Below are 20,830 nucleotides of genomic sequence, written 5' to 3'. Positions count from 1 at the left end.
CTCTCCAACTACGGGAATTTAACGATATGAAACAGCAGATCCTGATCATCGGCGCCGGTTTTGGCGGTATGTGGAGTGCGCTGAGCGCCGTTCGCCTGCTTGACCAGCACCAGCGCCTGGATGTCGCCGTCACCCTTCTCGCCCCTCAGGCCGAACTGCGCGTGCGTCCGCGCTTCTACGAAAGCGACCTGACCACTAGCGTTGCCCCGCTGGGGCCGTTGTTCGATGCGGTCGGTGTGCAATTCGTGCAAGGCAGCGCTACGCGTATCGATACCGCAGGCAAGCGAGTGATCTACCGCGATGCGAGCGGCGCCCAGGCCGAACTGAGTTTCGACCGGTTGATTCTGGCCTCCGGTAGCCAGGTCGCCCGACCGCCACTGGCCGGGATTGATCGCTTCGCCTTCGACGTCGACAGCCTGGAGTCGGCACAGCAACTCGAAAACCACCTGCAGAGCTTGCGCGACAAACCCGCAAGCCAGGCACGCAATACTGTCGTGGTAGTGGGCGGCGGTTTCACCGGTATCGAAACGGCCACGGAAATGCCGGCACGACTGCGCGCCATTCTGGGCAAGGAGGCCGATGTGCGGGTAATCGTCGTCGACATGGGTAAACAGGTCGGCAGCGTCATGGGTGAGCAGATCGCTTCGGTAATCGCCGAAGCCAGCGATACCCTGGGCGTGACCTGGAAGCTCGGCAGCCCGGTGTCTATGGTCGACGAGCATGGCGTGCAACTCGACAACGGCGAACGCATCGAAGCCAGCACCGTAGTCTGGACCGTCGGGGTTAAGGCCTCACCGCTGACGCAGCAGATCGATGGCGAGCGTGATGCTCTCGGACGCCTGCACGTCGACCGCAACCTGAAAGTGCTTGGTCAGGACGCCATCTACGCCACTGGCGATACTGCCTATGCCGCGGTGGATGATCGTGGCAATCATGCGCTGATGACCTGCCAGCACGCGATAGCTCTCGGCCGCTCTTCCGGCAATAACGCTGCCGCTGATCTACTGGGTGTCGAGCCGATTCCCTACAGCCAACCCAAGTACGTCACCTGTCTGGACCTGGGCGCCTGGGGTGCTGTGTTCACCGAAGGCTGGGAGCGCAAGGTAGTGCTGACCGGCAAGGAAGGCAAAGAGCTCAAGATGCAGATCAATACCCAGTGGATCTACCCGCCAGAAGCCAAGCGCGACATCGCCCTAGCTGCTGCGGACCCGTTGATTCCTGTGGTCGCCTGATCGCTGAGATATGCCCAGGGCACTGGCAGCCCTGGGCATACCATGCTCAGTCGCGGTAAATCTGCACCTGCAGCTTCGACGGCGGATCTTCCCCTTCAGCCTTTAACCATTCGCCTGGCGGTTGCCCGATTTGCTGGGCAAAGGTACGCGAGAACGACGCCTGCGATGCGTAGCCCACCGAGTCGGCGATCACCTTGATCGGCATTCCCTCACGCAGTAGATCCTGCGCCACCTTCATGCGCCAGGCCGTCACATAGGCCATGGGTGTCATGCTCATGACCTCGGAGAACAGCGCTGCAAACTTGGTACGCGACATCTTCGCCAACTCGGCCAGACGCTCGACGCTCCAAGCCAACTGGGGCTCCTGATGGATACAAATCAGCGCGGGCCCAAGCTTACTGTCCTGTAGCGCGTAAAGCAGACCGCTGGTAATGCGTCCTTCGCTCACCGCACGACGCACCAGCAGGACGAAGACGTATTCGAACAGCAGGTTCAGCGCCTTGCTCCGACCCGGTGCCGGCGTGCGGAATTCGTTGACCAACGAACCGATCACCGGCCCAAGCTGCTCCAAGGCGCTCAGCGGAAACACCAGGGTTTCCAGGAGGCCCAGCGGAAATGGTTGCTGACCTGAACGTCCGAACTGGAACGAGGCGCAAATCAGATCTACGCCGCCTGGCTGGTGCGCGCGCAGCTTGTAACAGCAGGTGCTGGGGCAGAACAGAACGCTAGGTTCACTGATCGCAATGCGCGGTTTGTCGGCATGCACCATATCCAGTGCACCGCGCTCGATCACGTGAATAAAGGCCATGCCAGGGGGCTTGTCCAGCACCAGAGTACCGTCCACCGGGCCGGCGAATAACAGTCGCCCTTGCAGGCTCGTGCGCTCGAAGAACTCGGAAAGAACATCCATATTGAGAACGACCTGATCAAGATTCTTTGCGTTGGTGAAAGCTCAACCGGAGGTAACTCATGGGTTGAACTGTCGTCGATTGATAGACAGTTCAACCCGTGAAAATTCCAATGACTTTTCACTCAAAAAAGAATCATCCGTGATTTATTTCGCGGATTTTTACAGACCAAACCCAAGGATATTCGTCCACCACGTCGCCCGCCGGTCAGATCAACCCATAAGAATGACCATCGTCTTCTGACTGGGCCTGCATCTTCGCTCGCTCCTCCATACGCTGGGCAATTTCTTCTTCGACTGCCTTCTGCTGCTCAGGTGGTAGTGCCTCGATCTCCTCTTCGGTCATGCCAATTTCCTTGAGGATGCTGTCGCGCATCTTTTCGGCCGGGGTCATCGCCATATAGGCCTTGAAGGCCTCCAGTGCGGCGTTACCGCCCTCGTCGCCCAGTGGTTTTTCCACCTGCCCCGAACTGACCGATGTCTCGACCTTGCCGTCAGACGCGTTCTGCAGCGCGACGCGCAAACGAGCGAAGCCCTCCTCCGTAGCCTGCCTGGCGCGGAACTCGCGTTCGGACTCGGCGTTAGCCGTGCGCGTAGTTTTCTCGACATTGCGCGCCAGCTGGGCCAACCCGTCCTGCTCCTCACCGGGTTTGTTGCGAAACCCCGTCAGCGATATGCCACCGTAACTGCCAATACCTCCAATCGTGCTCATGCCGTGCTCCTTGACTGAGTTGCAATTGCCAGGCGCACTGAATCAAAGCGCATGCCAATTTATTAGGCGCACTTAACCAATTGAAAATATTGAATATTTAGATGGACAAGGATGATGACGAGGCAAGCCCTTGCCGCTGGTGGCAAGGGCTTGCAGGGGCAGGCTTAGTGCTGACCGCTCATTTGCCGGAAGGCATCGAGCAGTGCCTGACTGAGATCGACCGAGGAGAACTTGGTCAGCACCGCGTTGGCACCGACCGAACGTGCTTTCTCGGTATTCATGGTGCTATCCAGCGAGGTGTGTAGTAGCACGTAGGTATCGGCGATATCGGGGCTGCGACGAATTTCCTGAACCAGGCTGTAGCCGTCCATCTCCGGCATCTCGATGTCCGAGACCAGCAGCTCGAATGGCATGCCGGCCTGATGGTATTCATGCAGTTGCTGTAGGGCAGCCTGGGCGCTGCGCACTGCGGTGCAGTCGAGCCCCAGTTGGCGCAGCACGTTAAGGGTCTGTTGCAGCGCAACTTGCGAGTCGTCGACCAATAGCACACGGCGGCCTTGTAACAGGCGTGCGTCCTGGCCATCGAGCAGTTGCCCAACGGGCGCCTCTTCCAGTGCTGGGGCGATATCGTGCAGCACCTTCTCGATATCGAGAATCTGCACGATGGCGCCATCGATCTGGGTCACGCCAGTGATGAAGGCCCGGTTACCGGCCCCGGCAGGTGGCGGACGCACGTCGCGGGTGGAGCACTGCACGATACGTTCGACACTTTTCACATGCAGGCCCTGACGCGAGCGACTCAGCTCGGTGACGATCAGACAGCCGTCGTCTTCGTCAGCCGCACCGCGTTCGCCGATGGCGCGCGCCAGGTCGATCACCGTCATCGCGGCGCCGCGCAAGGTGGCGATGCCGCGAACATTGGGGTGACGATTAGGCAGTTTGGTCAAGGCCGGACAGGGAATGATTTCGTTGACCTTGAGCAGGTTGATCCCCAGCAGGCGACCGCTATGCAAACGAAACAACAACAGCGATAGCGCGTCGCCGATAACCATACTCATGCAGCTTTCCTTGAACGAACGGTAACCCTACCGGGTATAGCGACCAGCTGGCTGCAGACTTTAATCCGCAGCCAGTTTCAGGGCCACCCGCCCACGGTTCGGGCAGGTCTCCATGTAGCGATGCGCTTCGACGAAGTCTTCGAAATCGAACACCTTGTCGATCACCGGCGTCAGCAGACGGTCCGCCGTCATCTGGTTGATGTGCGTGAGTGCGCGTTGCACAGCATCGTTGTTCGGCTCGATCCCCAGTTCCGGGCAGCCAGTGAAGTCCAGCACGCAGTGACGGAAGAACTGCAGATGCTTCTTGAAGGCTGCGCAGGCAGGAAATGCCGTGTCGTTACCGCCATTGATGCCGTACAGAATCAACTTGCCACGCGGTGCAGCGATATCACCTAGCAGCTTCATCTGCGGGCCGGCACACTGGTCGAGAATCACCTCGACGCCCTTGCCCTCGGTGTAGCGCTCGACCTCCAGGACCAGGTCCTGCTCTTCGGTCGCGATCACCTTGTCAGCACCCAGACCACGCAGGAACTCGCGATCCTCCGAGGAACTGGTGGAGACGATGACCTTGGCGCCCAGTGCCTTGGCCAGTTGCACGGTCTGCGGCGCCATGCAGTGGCTAGCCTCGGTGATCAGTACATGCTGGCCGGGCTTCAGATGCGCGAGGTCGATCAGCGCCAGATAGCCGAACAGCAGGCTGGTGTAATGCACGCTGGCCTCGACCGGGCTGAGCACGTCGGGATAACGGGTCAGGGCGTGGCTGGGCATCAGCACCAGATCGCCCCAGGTCGGATAACGGTTCGGCGTGCTGGCCGGGAAACCGGCAACAGCGGTGCCGACGTCGAAGTCGCTCACGCCATCACCCAGCGCGGCCACAGTGCCGGCCAGCTCAAAACCAGTGCCGGCCGGAAGCTTGGCCTGCTCGGCCGCCAGGTTCTGCCGCCACAGTACGTCTTTCCAGCCCAGGCCTACGGCCTGAACGCGCACCAAGACTTCGCCAGGGCCGGGCACAGGCGTCGGAACCTCTTCGTACTGGAGCACATCGGCATCGCCGAACTTATGAAAACGGATCATGCGGGACATCGCTTACCTCGAGCTTGATCGCGGATTAACACTTCAATGACTGTGGACTCTATCCGCTGTGCGGCGGCGACACTATCAGACTCTATCGATAGTCTTCATGCCTGTCAGTGATTCAGCAGCTTTCAATCCGCTGCACACTGCCCGTACTATTGCCCGGGCAAAGGCTCTCATTTGCAGCGCCGTGCTGACAAGGCCCGTATCCCTCGAATGGTACCCGGATGAACCGCAACGACCTGCGTCGCCTCGATCTGAACCTGCTGATCGTCTTCGAGACCTTGATGCACGAGCGCAGTGTGACGCGGGCTGCAGAGAAGCTGTTTCTCGGCCAACCCGCCATCAGTGCTGCGCTGGCTCGTCTGCGTACCCTGTTCGATGACCCACTGTTCGTGCGTACCGGGCGCAGCATGGAACCGACACCGCGCGCGCAGGAGATCTTCGCCCTGCTCTCGCCGGCGCTGGACTCGATCTCCACCGCTGTCAGCCGCGCCTCAGACTTCGATCCTGCAACCAGCAAGGCGGTGTTTCGCATCGGCCTTTCCGATGACGTCGAGTTCGCCCTGCTACCCGCGCTCCTGCGCCGTATGCGCGCTGAAGCCCCAGGTGTGGTGCTGGTGATTCGCCGCACCAACTACCTGATGATGCCGGGGCTGCTGGCGTCGGGCGAAATTTCGGTGGGCGTTGCCTACACCGAGGAGCTGCCGGCCAACGCCAAGCGCAAGATTCTCCGCCGCAGCAAGGCCAAGCTGCTGCGTGCCGACACCGTACCCGGGGCACTGAGCCTCGACGATTATTGCGCGCGTCCGCATGCGCTGGTGTCATTCGCCGGAGACCTTACCGGCTTCATCGACGATGAACTGGCCAAGGTCGGGCGCGAGCGCCACATCGTACTGGCCGTGCCGCAGTTCAACGGCCTGGCGACCCTGCTGGCGGAAACCGATATCGTCGCCAGCGTGCCGGACTACACCGCCGCCGCCTTGACCGCAGCTGGTGGCCTGCGCGCCGAGGAGCTGCCGCTGGAAACGCAGACCTTCGAGCTGCACATGGCCTGGCGCGGCGCCCAGGACAATGACCCGGCCGAGCGCTGGCTACGTTCGCGCATTCAGATGTTCTGCGGCGACCCGGACAGCCTCTGATAAATATCTGGAAATGCACCATCCAAGTGCTTTCGGGAACCTTGGCGCACCCTCATAGATCGAAATTGATATAATTCCGTCTTTTATCATTCCCGCTGATATTGAAATTCATGGCATTCGATTCGTAGCCCTCCGAGACTCGTCGCAGACTCCGCCAATCCACAAATCCGACTGGCGGAGTCACCCATGGAACAGCAGCACAAAAACATCTGGATATTCCCCCTGGCCCTCGCCGGCGTCCTCGCACTCAGCGGCTGCGAACAGGCTGCGCAGACTCAGGCGCAAATGCCCGCACCCAAGGTCAGCGTTGCCGAAGTGATCGAGCAGCCGATCAACGAATGGGACGAGTTCACCGGGCGCCTCGAAGCACCGCAATCCGTCGAAATCCGCCCACGCGTCTCCGGTTACATCGACAAGGTCGCCTTCAACGAAGGCACGCTGGTGAAGAAAGGCGATCTGCTGTTCCAGATCGACCCACGTCCATTCCAGGCTGAAGTCAAACGTCTCGAAGCCCAGTTGCAACAAGCTCGCGCCAGCCAGGCCCGCGCCGCCAACGAAGCCCGCCGTGGCGAACGCCTGCGTCAGAGCAACGCCATTTCCGCTGAGCTGGCCGATGCCCGTGCCAGCGCCGCCACCGAAGCTCAGGCTCAGGTCGCTGCGATTGCCGCCGAACTGGAAAACGCTCGCCTCAACCTTGGCTTCACGCGCATCACCGCGCCCATCGATGGCCGGGTCAGCCGTGCAGAAATCACCGAAGGCAACCTGGTTGGTGCCGGCGAAAGCCTGCTGACCTCGGTGGTTTCCACCGACAAGGTCTACGCCTACTTCGATGCCGACGAACGCGCCTTCCTCAAGTACATCGAGCTGGCCCGTCAATCCGGCGCCGACGCCCGTGGTGCCAGCCCGGTGTATCTCGGCCTGTCCGATGAAACCGACCACCCGCACCTGGGCCAGTTGGACTTCCTCGACAACCAGGTCAACCCGCGCACCGGCACCATTCGTGGCCGCGCCGTGTTCGACAACCAGGATGGTCGCTTTACCCCGGGTCTGTACGCGCGCCTGAAACTGGTGGGCAGCAAGCCCTACGCCGCCACTCTGATCAAGGACGAAGCCGTCGGCACCGACCTGGGCAAGAAGTACGTGCTGGTGCTGGGCGACGACAACTCCGTGGCCTATCGCTCCATCGAGCTGGGGCCGAAGCTCGAAGGCTTGCGCATCGTGCGTAGCGGCCTGAGCAAGGGCGAGAAGATTGTCGTCAATGGCCTGCAGCGCGCGATGCCTGGCTCCACCGTCGATCCGCAACCCGTATCCATGGCCGATGACAGCACCCTCGAACAACTGGCCCGCATGCGCCAGGCCGTCGATGGCAGCCAGGCCCCGCGTGTTGCCGCTGAAAAAATCGAAGCTCGCTCGCCGCGCGGCTGATCAAGCCCGCGCGTCTAGAGGAAAGACCCATGAACTTCTCGCAATTCTTCATCCAGCGGCCGATCTTCGCCGCGGTGCTGTCACTGCTGATCCTGATCGGCGGCGCCATCTCGCTGTTCCAGCTACCGATCAGCGAATACCCGGAAGTGGTACCGCCTACCGTCGTCGTACGTGCCGACTTCCCCGGCGCCAACCCCAAGGTGATCGGTGAAACCGTCGCCTCGCCGCTGGAGCAGGCCATCGTCGGCGTCGAGGGCATGCTCTATATGTCGTCGCAGTCGACCATCGATGGCCGCCTGACCCTGACCGTGACCTTTGCCCTCGGCACCGACCTGGACAACGCCCAGGTGCAGGTGCAGAACCGTGTCACCCGTACCATGCCGACCCTGCCCACTGAAGTGCAGCGTCTTGGCGTGACCGTGGACAAGGCCTCCCCGGACCTGACCATGGTGGTGCACCTGACCTCGCCGGATCAGCGCTACGACATGCTTTATCTGTCCAACTACGCCGCGCTCAACGTCAAGGACGAGCTGGCACGCCTAGACGGTGTCGGCGACGTGCAGCTGTTCGGTATGGGCAACTATTCGCTGCGCGTGTGGCTCGACCCAAACAAGGTAGCCTCGCGCGGGCTAACCGCCACCGACGTGGTCACCGCCATTCGCGAACAGAACCGTCAGGTCGCCGCCGGTGCACTCGGCGCGCCGCCTTCCGATGCAGGCAACAGCTTCCAGCTGTCGATCAACGCCCAGGGCCGCCTGGTCAGCGAGGAAGAGTTCGAGAACATCATCATCCGCGTCGGTGACAACGGCGAGATTACTCGTCTGCGCGACATCGCCCGCGTCGAACTGGGTTCCAACCAGTACGCCCTGCGCTCGTTGCTGGACAACCAGCCGGCGGTCGCCATCCCGGTGTTCCAACGTCCCGGCTCCAATGCCATCGATATTTCCGACTCGGTGCGCGAGCGCATGGCCGAGCTGAAGAAGTCCTTCCCGCAAGGCATGGACTACGAAGTGGTGTATGACCCGACCATCTTCGTCCGCGGCTCCATCGAGGCAGTGGTGCACACCCTGCTCGAGGCTGTCGTGTTGGTGGTGCTGGTGGTCGTGCTGTTCCTGCAGACCTGGCGCGCCTCGATCATCCCCCTGGCTGCCGTACCGGTGTCCTTGATCGGCACCTTCGCGGTCATGCACATGTTCGGTTTCTCGCTCAACGCCCTGTCGCTGTTCGGCCTGGTGTTGGCCATCGGTATCGTGGTGGACGACGCCATCGTCGTGGTGGAGAACGTCGAACGTAACATCGCGCTGGGCAAATCGCCGGTCGAGGCCACTCGCCAGGCCATGAAAGAGGTAACCGGCCCTATTGTCGCCACCGCCCTGGTGCTGTGCGCCGTGTTCGTGCCGACGGCCTTTATCTCCGGACTTTCGGGCCAGTTCTATCAGCAGTTCGCACTGACCATCGCCATTTCCACGGTGATCTCGGCCATCAACTCGCTGACCCTGTCGCCGGCCCTCGCTGCCATCTTGCTCAAGGACCATCACGCGCCGAAAGACGCTTTCTCTCGTGGGCTCGACAAGCTGTTCGGTGGCTGGCTGTTCGCCCCGTTCAACCGCATGTTCGAGCGCGCCAGCAACCGCTACGTCGGTACCGTGCGGCGCGTACTGCGTGGCAGCAGTATCGCCATGCTGATCTACGGTGGCCTGCTGGTGCTCGGTTACCTGGGCTTCTCCAGCACGCCGGCCGGCTTCGTACCGCAGCAGGACAAGCAGTACCTGGTGGCCTTCGCCCAGTTGCCCGACGCGGCGACCCTCGATCGCACCGAAGTGGTGATCAAGCGCATGAGCGAAATCGCCAGCAAGCATCCGGGCGTGGAAAACACCGTGGCCTTCCCGGGCCTGTCGATCAACGGCTTCACCAACAGCCCCAACAGCGGCATCGTTTTCGTCACGCTCAAGGACTTCGGCCTGCGCAAGGACGAAAGCATGTCTGCCGGCGCCATTGCCGCCGAGCTCAACGGCCAGTTCAGCGAGATTCAGGAGGCCTACCTGGCCATATTCCCACCGCCGCCGGTACAGGGCCTGGGCACCATCGGTGGCTTCCGCCTGCAAATTCAGGACCGTGGCAACCTGGGCTATGAGGAGCTGTACACGCAGACCCAGAACATCCTCAACAAGGCTCGTCAGTTGCCGGAGCTGAGCCCCATGTCGGTGTTCACCAGCTATCAGGTCAACGTGCCGCAGGTCGATGCCGCTATCGACCGCGAAAAGGCCAAGACCCACGGCGTGGCCATCAGCGACATCTTCGACACCCTGCAGGTGTACCTGGGCTCGCTGTATGCCAACGACTTCAACCGCTTTGGCCGCACCTATCAGGTCAACGTCCAGGCCGACCAGCAGTTCCGCCTGGAGCCGGAGCAGATCGGCCAGCTCAAGGTGCGCAACAACCGTGGCGAGATGGTACCGCTGTCGACCTTCGTCAGGGTCGATGACAGCGCAGGTCCGGATCGGGTAATGCACTACAACGGCTTCCTCACTGCCGAGATCAACGGTGCCGCCGCGCCGGGTTACAGCTCGGGCCAGGCCGAAGCGGCGATCGCCAAACTGCTCAACGAGGAGCTGCCGATCGGTATGACCTTCGAGTGGACGGACCTGACCTACCAGCAGATCCTCGCCGGCAATACCGCGATCTTCATCTTCCCGCTCTGCGTGTTGCTGGCCTTCCTTGTGCTGGCCGCCCAGTACGAAAGCTGGAGCCTGCCGCTGGCGGTGATCCTGATCGTGCCGATCGTGCTCTTCACCGCCATCACCGGGGTGATCATCGCGGGCCTCGACAACAACATCTTCACCCAGATCGGCTTGATCGTACTGGTAGGCCTGGCCTGCAAGAACGCGATCCTGATCGTCGAGTTCGCCAAGGAGAAACAGGAAGAAGGGCTTGATCGTGTCGCTGCTGTGCTTGAGTCCTGCCGCCTGCGCCTGCGCCCGATCCTGATGACCTCAATCGCCTTCATCATGGCTGTGGTGCCGCTGGTGCTGTCCAGCGGTGCAGGTGCCGAGATGCGCCACTCCATGGGTGTAGCTGTGTTCTCCGGGATGATCGGTGTGACCTTCTTCGGTCTGCTGCTGACGCCTGTCTTCTATGTCCTGATCCGCGGCTCCGTCGAAAAACGCGAAGCCCGCAAAGCCGCCCGTCTGCAGGAGTCGCATGCATGAAAGCCTTTGCCCCCGCTCTCCTGACCCTGGCGCTGTCGGCCTGTGCCGTCGGCCCGGACTATCGAGCACCTGTGACCGACCCGGCGCGCATTGCCGCGCTGGAAGCGGCCGATTACGACCGTAGCCGGTTCGAAGCCGCTTGGTGGCAGCAATTCGACGACCCGACGCTGAACCAGTTGGTGCAGCGCTCGCTGCAGGACAACCGCGAGCTGCGCGTGGCCTTCAACCGCCTGCGTGCGGCGCGAGCGATTCGCGATGACGTGGCCAACGACCGCTTCCCCACCGTTACCAGCCGCGCCAGTGGTGAGTTCGGCAAGGCCCAGCAGCCTCCGACCACGGACGAACGTATTCGTCAGGAACGCTACGACCTGGGCCTGGACATGGCCTGGGAAGTGGACCTGTTCGGCCGTATCCAGCGCCAATTGGAAGCCAGCGAAGCACGCATCGAAGTGGCTGAAGCGGATTACTACCAGCTGCAGGTCAGCCTGATCGCCGAGCTGGTCGATGCCTACGGCACCCTGCGCGGCGCGCAACTGCGTGAAAGCATCGCCCGTGAAAACCTGAAGAATCAGCAGGATTCGCGCTCCATCACCGAGCAATTGCGCGATGCCGGCGTTGGCAACGAGCTGGACGTACTGCGTGCCGATGCACGCCTGGCCGCCACCGAAGCCAGCCTGCCGCAACTGCAGGCCCAACAGGTGCGGGCGCAAAACCGCATCGCCACCCTGCTTGGCCAACGCCCGGAGCAGTTGCAGATCGATCTGTCGCCCAAACCGCTACCGGTGATTGCCAAGGCGTTGCCAATCGGCAACCCGGGCGAACTGCTGCGCCGCCGCCCGGATATCCAGGCGGCCGAGCGTCAGTTGGCGGCCGCCACGGCAGAGGTCGGCGTAGCGACTGCCGACCTGTTTCCGCGGGTCAGCCTCTCCGGCTTTCTCGGATTTACCGCCGGACGCGGCTCACAGCTGGGCTCCTCAGCTGCCCGCGCCTGGGGCGTAGCACCGAGCATCAGCTGGGCGGCCTTCGATCTGGGTAGCGTGCGGGCGCGTCTGCGCGGCGCCGAAGCCGAGGCCGATGGTGCGCTATCGCAATACGAGCAGCAGGTGCTGCTGGCGCTGGAGGAGTCGGAAAACGCTTTCAGCGACTACGCCAAACGCCAGCAGCGCCTGGTTTCCCTGGTTCGCCAGGCCGAAGCCAGCCGTGCGGCGGCGGATCAAGCGGCGATTCGCTATCGCGAAGGCACGGTAGATTTCCTCGTGCTGCTGGACGCCGAGCGCGAGCGCCTGGCCGCCGAAGATGCCCAGGCCTCTGCGGAGGTCGAGCTGTACAGCGGTATCGTCGCGATCTACAAGGCGCTCGGTGGCGGCTGGCAGCCGCAGGCCTGACCCCTTCCCCCCTTCGCTTCGCGATTGTTTGCAATCGAGGGGGGTGTATATGACGTTGTCATATTTACTTCTTCTGATTATTTCTGACAGGCAGTCCTACTCAGGCACTCAGCATGCATCAAGGCTGCACCATAGCAATTTGCCTGCATCCAAATAAGTAACTCATCACAAGACATCAGCCATACATCGGATTGCTGGAATTTAGCTTGCCTTGCAGATGGCATCAGCTATAACACTTCAACCCTGTAAAAAATACAAAGCCAATAAACACTAAAATACTTTGCTTATAACTAGCAGATATTTTAAAGGCATGAATTCATGCACGTTCGTGCCAGTTTAAAGCGAGTTCATTAATTGCCTGTGATGGGTGAACTGCAAACGCATTCACTCTGCCTAGAAACTACCTGCGAGCGCTGTACCTGCCTTCCAAAGGCAAAGGAGTTCGTATGCTGGGTTCGCTTGATCGTCCCAGACGTCTGTTGATCGTTGAGCCTGTAAGCGATTGCGAGCGACTAATTCCCGAGCTGCAAGCAAATAAATGGTTAGTCGACCACGCCAATCTCAGCAGCAAGATTGATCCGATTTATGATGTGTGTGTCATTTGCCTACAAGCGCACCACCTCGACTACCTGGAGCGGATAAAACAACAGATTCGTGACAGCCAGACCGAGTGGATCGCGGTAATGAGTGACAGCCTGCGTCGTAATACGGGGCTTGCAAACTTCATATATGAATGGTTCTTCGATTTTCACACGCTTCCTTTTGACTTATCCCGCCTGCATTGCACACTGGGCCGCGCCTCAGGCATGGCCCGCCTGTATCGTCGTATCACCTCACCCCCGACACTAGCGGCTGGAGAGTTACTGATCGGTCAAAGTCAGTCGACTCAAGAGCTACGTCGCTTAATCGACAAGATTTCCCCAACTGATGCCTCTGTCCTGATAACGGGTGAAAGCGGCACAGGTAAAGAGCTGGTTGCGCGCCGTCTGCACAACCAGTCTCGGCGGGCCGCTGGCCCTTTCGTGGCGATCAACTGTGGTGCCATCTCCGAGCAGTTGATCCACTCCGAGCTGTTCGGTCACGAAAAGGGAGCATTCACCGGCGCCAGTCAACGCAAGATTGGTCGTATCGAGTCAGCGGAAGGCGGAACGTTATTTCTCGACGAGATAGGTGACCTGCCCCTGGAAATGCAGGCGAACCTGCTGCGCTTCCTCCAGGAAATGACCTACGAGAGGGTTGGCTCAAGCAAGAGCATGACGGCAAATGTACGTGTACTGGCAGCGACCCACATAGACCTCGAGGCGGCCATCTGTGCGGGGCGGTTTCGCGAGGATCTCTATTACCGCCTGAATGTGCTGCAGATACAGACGACCCCTCTGCGCCTGCGCAAGGAAGACATTGCCTTGTTCGTCGAGCATTTCTCTCGCCAGTACGCCAGCGAGATAGGCCGTCGTCCGCGCAAATTCAGTGACAGCGCAATGAACACGTTGATGAGCCACAACTGGCCCGGAAACGTGCGAGAACTGGCCAACCGTGTCAGGCGTGCTCAGGTTCTCGCCGAGGGCCGCCAGATAGAAGCACACGATATCGGCCTGGCCGTAACCGCCTCCATGCCTTGCCGCCCCCTAGATGACTACTTGCTCAACGCCGAACGCCAGGCACTCGAAGATGCCCTGATGCATTACTCGACCAACATGAGTAACGCCGCACGTTCGCTGGGTGTTTCACGACCGACCTTCTACCGATTGCTGCACAAACACCAACTGCGCTGACACGGCTGTTCAGAAGTAGTAGGGAAACTTGATGCTGAACGAGAAGTCCGGCGCGTCGGGTGTCAGTCCGATTGACAAGTTGGGCACGATGGTCAGCTTGTCGCTCGCCGCGAAGGTCATGCCTATGTTGAAGTAAGCGGCGTTGGCATCGCTGCCAGCGATGGTCTGCCAGCCCTGCCCTTCAGGCTTGATCTTACTCCGCTGACTGATCAGTTCACTGAACGACATCGACATGCTTGCACGTTCGTTGAGCGCGAACGCCACACCCAGGCCGAACTGAAACCAATTACCCAGATCCACCTTGCCCGGCACCTTGACCCCTCGCTGCGGGCTGATGTCGTCATAGCTTTCCTCAAGGTTGTAGGTGTATGAAAAATTGCCAAACACCACTGTGGGATCGAGAGTCTTGACCAGCGTGATACCGGGCGTGATGGACCACACGCCGTTGCCCGTCGGCAGATCTTCCGGGATGCTCAGGTTGTCATTCCCCGCCACACGGTCGAGTTTTATCCCGTAGGGTTCAACACCGGTCGGAGCCTTGACCCTCAAGCTCAGGACCACGTCCGGGCTGCCTTCGTCTTCATCCAGCAACTTGTAGGCAATGCCCATGTTGACGTCTCCGAGCCGGGCATCACCTGTCACGGTCGCCTCACTGACTGATGTACTGGAACCGCCAGCGCCTGCCGACTGATAGGTACTTTCGCGGTAGATCCATGGCGTGTTGATATCCAGCTGCCAACGTTGTGCCCAGTTGTAGCGGCCGGTCAGATCGAAAGTGAAGGTGTCGGCATTGATCTGATCCACGCCGATATTGCCCAGGAAGATCGCATCCAGGGCCAGAAAACCGTTGAGAAACAGCTGGCGTGAATCGTAGTGGCTGTAGGTGATTCCTGGTTCGATGCTGAACGTACCGCCGCCGAAGAAACCACTCGCCTCCTGATACAGGTTTTCCACGCTTGCGGGAGGCTCGGCGTTATCTTTCAAGGCAGTTCCATACCCGGCCGACGCTTCTGCACTGGCCATCTGAGGGCTGCGTGACAGAGGCGCAGCCCCGCTACCTGCCGCGGCCGCCCTGCCCTCGATCTGGCGCAGCCGCTGCTCAAGCACCATCAAGGCATTCTGCTGTGTCTGATAACTGGCCCGCAGCCCCTGCAATTCCTTCTGCAGGGCCTCGACCTGGGAATCGTCGGCCGCAAAAACCGCCAGACTGAAACAGACACTCATGCTGAACGTGACGAAGACGCCATATGCTGGGCGCATATACCGGATCCTTGTGCCGTGTGGACACATGTCAGAAGCCGTGAGGGCGCAAGGCCCGAATTTGCTCGATGCAGTTCTCGAGGTTGAGATTTCGCGGGTTGTCACGTAGCGCGACGTTCAGGGCCGCCAGGTTGCGGACGTTGTTCAGAGTGCCGGAGATATTGGCGTGCTGCGCCACGCCTCCACCGATTTGCTGGCTACTGGAACCCTGCCCCTGGCTGGCATTCAAGGCGATGCTGATACCGCCGGCGCGAGTGCTGACGTGAACCAGACCGGCTGCATTGCTGAAGTCCTGGCTGCCGTTCCAGGGCTGTGCATCGGGATCGACAGGTACGTCGCCATTGCCCGTTGTGATTCGTAGCCGCAGATCATTCAGGCCGGTATTGAGATCACCCGCCGTGCGCACGCTTTGCACGATGCCTTGCACGTTTTCCAGGCCAGCACCGCCAGTGATGGTGCCACTGCCTGCTGTAACGTTGCCGTTGCCGGGCGAACTGATCTGGCGTACGTAGAGCGACGGCTGGATCTGACCATTGGCCACGTTCAGGGCTACCTCAGCACCGATGACCTGGCCTGCACTGTTCTGCCAGGTAGACGTCATCACCACACCGAAACTGATGATGCGATCCGGCAACACATAACGACCCCGCAGTTGCGCCAGTTCCTGATCGCTGACCTCGACGGGCTGGAACAAGGTGCTGGCGCCAACCGGCAGACTGGCGGCGAGAATGCTCGCCGCTAGCCATAGTTTTTTGTGCATGACCAACCTCCTGGGCAATCGGCCCAAGTTGGTTAAAAGAAGTCACTCTGGATGAAACCGAACTCCATCAGTTCGGCGTCCCTGACGGGACTGAAGTGATCGATGCGGCGCTTCGCCGTCAGCGGTTCCGGTGGCGTCAGCAGGGCATTTTCGCGGTCGTAGCCAGGGCCGATCAGCGCGAAAACGATACCGTTCCATCCCTTGCTGAACTCGCTGACCCCCATCTTCTTGTGCCCCAGCACGGGGTCGCCGATATAGACGTAGCCGCGGTAGGTACGCTGCAGCACAACAAAGTGCTTGTAGCCACGGACATCGAGCAAAACAATGGCGGGAATCTTGATGCTGTCCAACTGCTGGGCATCAATGCGATAACCACGCGCCCTCAGTCCCAGGGTGGCGGCGTAGTTCTTCATGTCGAGCATGGAGAATCCTTGAGTGCGTACCAGATCGGCATCCGCACCGGCCAGCATGCCCCTGATCACATCCTCTTCGCGCAGCGCCAAGCCGTAAGCCTGGTTGAGAATCGTCGCCATGGCCGCTGCACCGCAGCTGAAATCAGTTTGCTGCTCGACCAGGTTGGAAAAACGCCGCTCACGGATGCTCTCCACCTGTATATGGGCCAAACCACCATTGGGCAGCACAGCAAGGCGTAGTTCTGCAGCACCGGCCAGCGAACAGAGAGCCAGGCAAAGGCAGCAGGTAAAAAATCGAGATATGGAGCCGAACATGGTGCCTCCAGCAGAAGGAGGCGGCGCTATCGATACAGAACGGCAGCGCCGCCATTTCCCTACTGAGCTACACAGGCGTTGCAGCCGGCGGCGATAGCCAGGCTGTTGCTTTGCTGATTACCACCACCGGCGGCAATGTTGACGCCCACGTTGCCCGAGGCATTGGCCAGCGAATCGCTCAGGCTGGCGTTATTGACCACCGGAGTCTGTGGAGTGCGCGGGTTATAGCCGCCACCGCCGAATCCGAAGCCGCTGGCTACAGTGGGCAGGGCTGCATCGACCTCGAACACGTCGCCAAGCTTGTTCTCCGTCTCGTTGCCGCTGGAGGTCTGGGTAATAGTCGACGCCGCAGTAGCGACCAGGGCGTTCTCCGACGCGGCGATCGACATGTCGTTTTTCTGTTGGTTGTAGTTGCCGGCTGCAACGTTGATCGCAACGTTGCCGGTCGCTTCGTTGGCACTGCCCAGCACGCTGGCATTGTTGGGGTTGCCGTAATTGGTCAGGGTGTTGTTATAAGCCTGCTGATCCACACCAATGCTGGCACTGGCACTGCTGGAGGCGAGACCTCCGAACACGAACGCGGCATCGGCGGTCGCAATGGCTGCGGCGTTGGCCTGCTGGTTGTTGTCACCGGCGGCCACGTTGACACCGACGTTACCCGCTGCACCATCCAGCGATCCATCAATGCTGGCCGTGTTCTTGGTCTCGTTGTTGATCACATCGTTGCTGTGGTTGATTTGCGTGTCGTCGACGCTCGCGTTGGCGCCATTGGGGTTACCGTAGCCACCTCCGAAGCCTTCGGCCTGGACAGTGGTTGCCAACATCGCGGCCAGAGCAAAAGCCAGAGGGCTTAGCAGTACTGAGTGTTTCATGGTGTTCTCCTTGCGGTTTTGGGTGTTGACCTTTGTTGCGGCAGGGCTCAATCCACCACCCTGATGCTGAGGTGATTGGCAGAACGGTTGCCAATACCCGCACTCTGGTTCAACTGCACCACGCCACGGCTACCGGCGAAGGCCTCGTTGCTCATGTCAACTCGACGCTCGCCACCCAGGGTGGATACGGTTGAAGCTGAATCGTTGGGGCGCGTTACGCTCTGAGCGAGAACGCTGTCATCCAGACTCTCCGGCGCGGCAATCAGCGCCACGCTTGCAGAATTGATCTGCTGGTTGGCGATGCCGGCGGCCTGGTTGATGCCGACAATGCCGCTGCCATTGCTGAAAGAATCGCCGGTGATGGAGGCTTGGGTATCAAGTGGCAATGTGCGCTGGAGGAGGTTTTCCTGCCGCTGCACCACGGTGTTCGTTGCCACGCCATCCACCCCCACAGCAAGGGTGCGAGTGTTTACCTGCTGCTGCAGATGGCCCGCAGCCTGGTTGACAGCCAGATTGCCTTGGTAAGCCTGGCCACTGGCGTCGATGCTGGCGCTCATGCTGTCGGCCTCCGCCGACAGGCTGAGCAGCAGCACAATGGAAAACAGCCAATGCTCGCGCATGTCAGCGCCCTCCTATGCTCTGCAAAGGGCGCAAACCTTGCTGCACGCTGCGATTGACCTGATCGGCAATGCCGTTGCTGCGTGCACCTCCCGCGTGGCCCGAGCCAAGAACGGGAATACCTTGGTGGGTAGCGGAAGGAATTGGTGTGCCGAGACTTCCCTGGAGCAATCGCTGCGGAAGTGCAAGGCCGCTGGAAACACCGGCGAAGTCGCTGTCACCGAGCTCGCCAGTGACCCTTGTGGCGATGCTGCCGGGATTGACCACGCGCGGATGTGGATCCGGGACTATTGGATTGACCGTTGCCACGCGCGTCTGCACGTCGCGGCTGATGATCACGTCGCCATCACCCGCCTGGGCTGCGCCCACCAGCATGGTTACCAAGACCAATATGCAGCAATCCCGCTTCATGCTCGGCATCCTCACAAGGGTGTTACTCAATGAACACACCACTCTTGAAGACAAGGCATGGCTCGAGCCAATATCTACTTATGTTTTTAGATCAATGACTTACGAAAACCTCTTAACCCACACGAGAGCGCTTTGTTAAGCACCTGAGACAGTCCAGACCGCACAAAACGTCTGATAAAAGCGTCGCGACCGCTCAAGCACGAGGATTTCTGCGAGAAAATTGGGGGTGTTAAGCGTCTGATGCAGATCAAGCCGGCACAGCACCATCCGCTGGCCGAGCGAATCGACCAGTAGGGCGAATAAACCCTGCTGCCGTTCGTTAATGGCGCATAAAACCGCTAGTTCGCGAACTGACAACACACCTGGCTAGCCGACCTCAACGCAGTTACGCCCCAGCGCCTTGGCGCGATAAAGCGCTGAATCAGCTCGCTGCAACAACGTCTGCAGGGGAAGTTTTGCATCGACCTGCATGGCGGTAACACCGATACTAATGCTGACATGCCCCAGGGGTGAGCGAAGGTGCGGCAAGGCCAGCGCCGCCACTGACTGCACCAGTTTCTCTGCCATGCCCTGTGCATTGGCCAGGCTGGTGGCCGGCGCCAGGAAGACGAACTCTTCGCCGCCATAGCGTGCCACCAGATCGCTGGAACGGCTGATGGCCGACGCCAGCGTCTGCGCGACCTGTTGCAGGCAGCTGTCGCCCGCGAGATGGCCATAGTGGTCGTTGTAGGCCTTGAACCAATCGACATCCACCACCGCCAGGGCTAGCGGCTCGCCCATTCGCTGGGCGCGTTTCCACTCCTTGGCCAGCACCTCGTCGAAGTGACGACGGTTGGCGATACCGGTGAGGGCATCGGTCAGGCTCAGGGTTTCCAATCGACTGTTGAGCACCTGCAATTCTTCGGTTCGCTGGACTACCCGCTGCTCCAACTCCCTCTCCGAACGCTGTAAGGTTTCCACCAGTTGCTCCTGCGTCTGCAGCAACCTGGCCTGAGCTTGCAGTTTTTCCTGACGCATCACGTTGATGCGGTCAGCCAGGGCGAAGGCCAGTAGCAGCATCTCCAGTGACGAGCCGATCTGCAGGCCGTCTTCCGTAAACGCGTTGGTCGGCAAGATGCCCAGGGCACGCAGGGTCGTGGTGGCCCCACCGAGAATCAGCAGGCCGAATGCAGCAAGGAAGAAGTAGGCGCTGCGCTGTCGCTTGAGGGCGCAGGCCAGCCCTACTCCCATCATCACGAAGGCGGTCAGTAAATAAACGAAGATAGCCACCCGTGAAACCTGTGGCAGGGCGACGGCGTAGATCAGCGGGGAAACCAGGTACAGGACCACCAACGCCAGCAAACCGCGGTCTACTTGCGGCAACAGGCGTGTGGTCTGCAGCATGCTGCGCATGAACAGCAACATCCCGCTCAGCGCCAGCGATGCGCCGGAGTAATACACCACGTTGGAGTTGAGCGGCAGGCCAAACAATGTCCAGTCGGGCGCCATGCCGTTCTTGATCGTCAAAGCGCAGACGGCGCACAACACGAAGGTCACATAGAGCAGGTAAATCCGCTCACGCAGGGCGATGAACAGCATCAGGTTGAACAGGATCATGGCAATGGCGATCCCCATGTATCCGGCACGCGCCATGTAGTCTTCGCGCTCGTAGGCATGGAACGCCTGCACCGACCAGAGCTGTAACGGCACCAGCAGGCCTATGCTCGACTCGACCCGCAGGTACACCAATTGCTGAGAGTGCGCAGCCAGGCGCAGCGGGAAGACGAAGTTGCGATTGTCGTAGGCTTTGCCGCCCTGCGGGCGGTCAGCCCCGGTGAACCAGGCGCGATAGCCACCCTGCCCGTCTGGCACGTAGGCATCCACCAGGGAAATGCGTGGATTGTCGACCACCAGCAGGCGTGTAACCGACCGGTCGCTGGAGTTGCCGACGTCAAGACGGAACCAGTAGGCCGAACGGGTGAAGCCCAGTGCGAAGGATGAGCTTTCGACGCGTTCATATCGGAAGCGCTCGCTCATTTCGCGCGAGCTTACGTCCTCCAGCGTCAGCCCTCGCGCGGCATCCTCCAGCATTCCGACATGTGTAGTCAGCGACAGCGGCTGCGTGCCCAGCTGCGCGACGTCGAGATAGCCAACATCGGCCCTTGTCGAGAGTGACAGCAGCAACAGGCTCAGTAGCAGCCAGGGATAGAACCGAAGACGGCAATGGGCTTTCATTTAAGATTTGACTGGGGCTCGGATGAGCTCCGGCTCACGTGTGATCACGGG

At 60.4% G+C, this 20,830-nt stretch carries 17 protein-coding genes; 6 read left to right on the top strand and 11 right to left on the bottom strand.

Annotation, left to right across the window (positions count from 1 at the left end; genetic code table 11):
- Positions 1-26: 26 nt before the first annotated feature.
- The gene (locus RTH74_RS09965; RefSeq protein WP_316914564.1) at positions 27-1,232 is read left to right on the top strand and encodes an FAD-dependent oxidoreductase; all 1,206 of its coding nucleotides are present in this window, start codon (positions 27-29) and stop codon (positions 1,230-1,232) included.
- A gap of 46 nt (positions 1,233-1,278) precedes the next feature.
- Here RTH74_RS09965 and RTH74_RS09960 read toward each other — a convergent pair whose 3' ends face one another.
- The 4 genes from RTH74_RS09960 to RTH74_RS09945 form a co-directional block, all read right to left on the bottom strand.
- Positions 1,279-2,142 carry a helix-turn-helix transcriptional regulator gene (locus RTH74_RS09960; protein WP_125879138.1) on the bottom strand — a complete coding sequence of 288 codons (864 nt, stop codon included), beginning with the start codon at positions 2,140-2,142 and terminating at the stop codon, positions 1,279-1,281.
- Positions 2,143-2,347: 205 nt separating this feature from the next.
- Positions 2,348-2,851 (bottom strand): hypothetical protein, encoded by a 504-nt coding sequence (locus RTH74_RS09955; RefSeq protein WP_316914563.1) that lies wholly within the window; start codon positions 2,849-2,851, stop codon positions 2,348-2,350.
- 164 nt (positions 2,852-3,015) lie between these two features.
- Positions 3,016-3,909, bottom strand: a complete 894-nt coding sequence (locus RTH74_RS09950; protein ID WP_099524109.1) for a chemotaxis protein CheV — start codon at positions 3,907-3,909, stop codon at positions 3,016-3,018.
- A gap of 60 nt (positions 3,910-3,969) precedes the next feature.
- Positions 3,970-4,992 (bottom strand): zinc-dependent alcohol dehydrogenase family protein, encoded by a 1,023-nt coding sequence (locus RTH74_RS09945; RefSeq protein ID WP_125879140.1) that lies wholly within the window; start codon positions 4,990-4,992, stop codon positions 3,970-3,972.
- A gap of 218 nt (positions 4,993-5,210) precedes the next feature.
- Here RTH74_RS09945 and RTH74_RS09940 point away from each other — a divergent pair, with 218 nt between their 5' ends.
- The 5 genes from RTH74_RS09940 to RTH74_RS09920 all read left to right on the top strand — a co-directional run bounded on the left by RTH74_RS09940 (position 5,211) and on the right by RTH74_RS09920 (position 13,916).
- Complete coding sequence (locus tag RTH74_RS09940; RefSeq protein ID WP_099524103.1) at positions 5,211-6,125, top strand: LysR family transcriptional regulator; 915 nt, start codon at positions 5,211-5,213, stop codon at positions 6,123-6,125.
- 186 nt (positions 6,126-6,311) lie between these two features.
- A complete protein-coding gene (mexE, locus tag RTH74_RS09935) occupies positions 6,312-7,550 on the top strand; it encodes a multidrug efflux RND transporter periplasmic adaptor subunit MexE (protein ID WP_316914562.1) in 1,239 nt (412 codons plus the stop codon).
- Between the two features lie 29 nt (positions 7,551-7,579).
- A complete protein-coding gene (locus RTH74_RS09930) occupies positions 7,580-10,759 on the top strand; it encodes an efflux RND transporter permease subunit (protein WP_316914561.1) in 3,180 nt (1,059 codons plus the stop codon).
- Entirely contained in the window at positions 10,756-12,144 is a 1,389-nt protein-coding gene (locus tag RTH74_RS09925) for a TolC family protein (protein WP_316914560.1), read from the top strand. Before RTH74_RS09930 ends, RTH74_RS09925 begins: the two co-directional genes overlap by 4 nt.
- Positions 12,145-12,590: 446 nt before the next feature.
- Positions 12,591-13,916, top strand: coding sequence for a sigma-54 dependent transcriptional regulator (locus RTH74_RS09920; protein WP_316914559.1), 1,326 nt, complete (start codon positions 12,591-12,593; stop codon positions 13,914-13,916).
- 9 nt (positions 13,917-13,925) lie between these two features.
- On the opposite strand, the gene RTH74_RS09915 is transcribed toward RTH74_RS09920, so the two are convergent.
- The 7 genes from RTH74_RS09915 to RTH74_RS09885 all read right to left on the bottom strand — a co-directional run bounded on the left by RTH74_RS09915 (position 13,926) and on the right by RTH74_RS09885 (position 20,779).
- Entirely contained in the window at positions 13,926-15,140 is a 1,215-nt protein-coding gene (locus RTH74_RS09915) for a hypothetical protein (RefSeq protein WP_179546219.1), read from the bottom strand.
- A 67-nt stretch (positions 15,141-15,207) separates the two neighbouring features.
- Entirely contained in the window at positions 15,208-15,936 is a 729-nt protein-coding gene (locus RTH74_RS09910) for a hypothetical protein (RefSeq protein ID WP_316914558.1), read from the bottom strand.
- A 32-nt stretch (positions 15,937-15,968) separates the two neighbouring features.
- Positions 15,969-16,664 carry a C39 family peptidase gene (locus RTH74_RS09905; protein WP_316914557.1) on the bottom strand — a complete coding sequence of 232 codons (696 nt, stop codon included), beginning with the start codon at positions 16,662-16,664 and terminating at the stop codon, positions 15,969-15,971.
- 59 nt (positions 16,665-16,723) lie between these two features.
- Entirely contained in the window at positions 16,724-17,536 is an 813-nt protein-coding gene (locus tag RTH74_RS09900; protein WP_074937860.1) for a hypothetical protein, read from the bottom strand.
- A gap of 47 nt (positions 17,537-17,583) precedes the next feature.
- Entirely contained in the window at positions 17,584-18,156 is a 573-nt protein-coding gene (locus RTH74_RS09895; protein ID WP_179527713.1) for an adhesin, read from the bottom strand.
- Position 18,157: 1 nt separating this feature from the next.
- Positions 18,158-18,565, bottom strand: a complete 408-nt coding sequence (locus tag RTH74_RS09890; protein WP_316914556.1) for a hypothetical protein — start codon at positions 18,563-18,565, stop codon at positions 18,158-18,160.
- 366 nt (positions 18,566-18,931) lie between these two features.
- A complete protein-coding gene (locus RTH74_RS09885; protein ID WP_316914555.1) occupies positions 18,932-20,779 on the bottom strand; it encodes a diguanylate cyclase in 1,848 nt (615 codons plus the stop codon).
- Between the last annotated feature and the right edge of the window lie 51 nt (positions 20,780-20,830).

This window comes from Pseudomonas sp. zfem001, from assembly GCF_032621725.1.
Classification (GTDB): domain Bacteria; phylum Pseudomonadota; class Gammaproteobacteria; order Pseudomonadales; family Pseudomonadaceae; genus Aquipseudomonas; species Aquipseudomonas sediminis.
The sequence above is the reverse complement of the archived record's forward strand: the minus strand, read 5'-3'. Positions and strand labels throughout refer to the sequence as shown.

Excerpts from the sequence above, each read along its gene's own strand:
- RTH74_RS09945 (WP_125879140.1), bottom strand. The coding sequence starts at position 4,992 with ATGTCCCGCATGATCCGTTTTCATAAGTTCGGCGATGCCGATGTGCTC.
- RTH74_RS09895 (WP_179527713.1), bottom strand. The coding sequence starts at position 18,156 with ATGCGCGAGCATTGGCTGTTTTCCATTGTGCTGCTGCTCAGCCTGTCG.
- RTH74_RS09960 (WP_125879138.1), bottom strand. The coding sequence starts at position 2,142 with ATGGATGTTCTTTCCGAGTTCTTCGAGCGCACGAGCCTGCAAGGGCGA.
- RTH74_RS09940 (WP_099524103.1), top strand. The coding sequence starts at position 5,211 with ATGAACCGCAACGACCTGCGTCGCCTCGATCTGAACCTGCTGATCGTC.
- RTH74_RS09905 (WP_316914557.1), bottom strand. The coding sequence starts at position 16,664 with ATGTTCGGCTCCATATCTCGATTTTTTACCTGCTGCCTTTGCCTGGCT.
- RTH74_RS09920 (WP_316914559.1), top strand. The coding sequence starts at position 12,591 with ATGCTGGGTTCGCTTGATCGTCCCAGACGTCTGTTGATCGTTGAGCCT.
- RTH74_RS09950 (WP_099524109.1), bottom strand. The coding sequence starts at position 3,909 with ATGAGTATGGTTATCGGCGACGCGCTATCGCTGTTGTTGTTTCGTTTG.
- RTH74_RS09910 (WP_316914558.1), bottom strand. The coding sequence starts at position 15,936 with ATGCACAAAAAACTATGGCTAGCGGCGAGCATTCTCGCCGCCAGTCTG.
- RTH74_RS09890 (WP_316914556.1), bottom strand. The coding sequence starts at position 18,565 with ATGAAGCGGGATTGCTGCATATTGGTCTTGGTAACCATGCTGGTGGGC.
- RTH74_RS09915 (WP_179546219.1), bottom strand. The coding sequence starts at position 15,140 with ATGAGTGTCTGTTTCAGTCTGGCGGTTTTTGCGGCCGACGATTCCCAG.
- RTH74_RS09925 (WP_316914560.1), top strand. The coding sequence starts at position 10,756 with ATGAAAGCCTTTGCCCCCGCTCTCCTGACCCTGGCGCTGTCGGCCTGT.
- RTH74_RS09885 (WP_316914555.1), bottom strand. The coding sequence starts at position 20,779 with ATGAAAGCCCATTGCCGTCTTCGGTTCTATCCCTGGCTGCTACTGAGC.
- RTH74_RS09965 (WP_316914564.1), top strand. The coding sequence starts at position 27 with ATGAAACAGCAGATCCTGATCATCGGCGCCGGTTTTGGCGGTATGTGG.
- RTH74_RS09955 (WP_316914563.1), bottom strand. The coding sequence starts at position 2,851 with ATGAGCACGATTGGAGGTATTGGCAGTTACGGTGGCATATCGCTGACG.
- mexE (WP_316914562.1), top strand. The coding sequence starts at position 6,312 with ATGGAACAGCAGCACAAAAACATCTGGATATTCCCCCTGGCCCTCGCC.
- RTH74_RS09900 (WP_074937860.1), bottom strand. The coding sequence starts at position 17,536 with ATGAAACACTCAGTACTGCTAAGCCCTCTGGCTTTTGCTCTGGCCGCG.
- RTH74_RS09930 (WP_316914561.1), top strand. The coding sequence starts at position 7,580 with ATGAACTTCTCGCAATTCTTCATCCAGCGGCCGATCTTCGCCGCGGTG.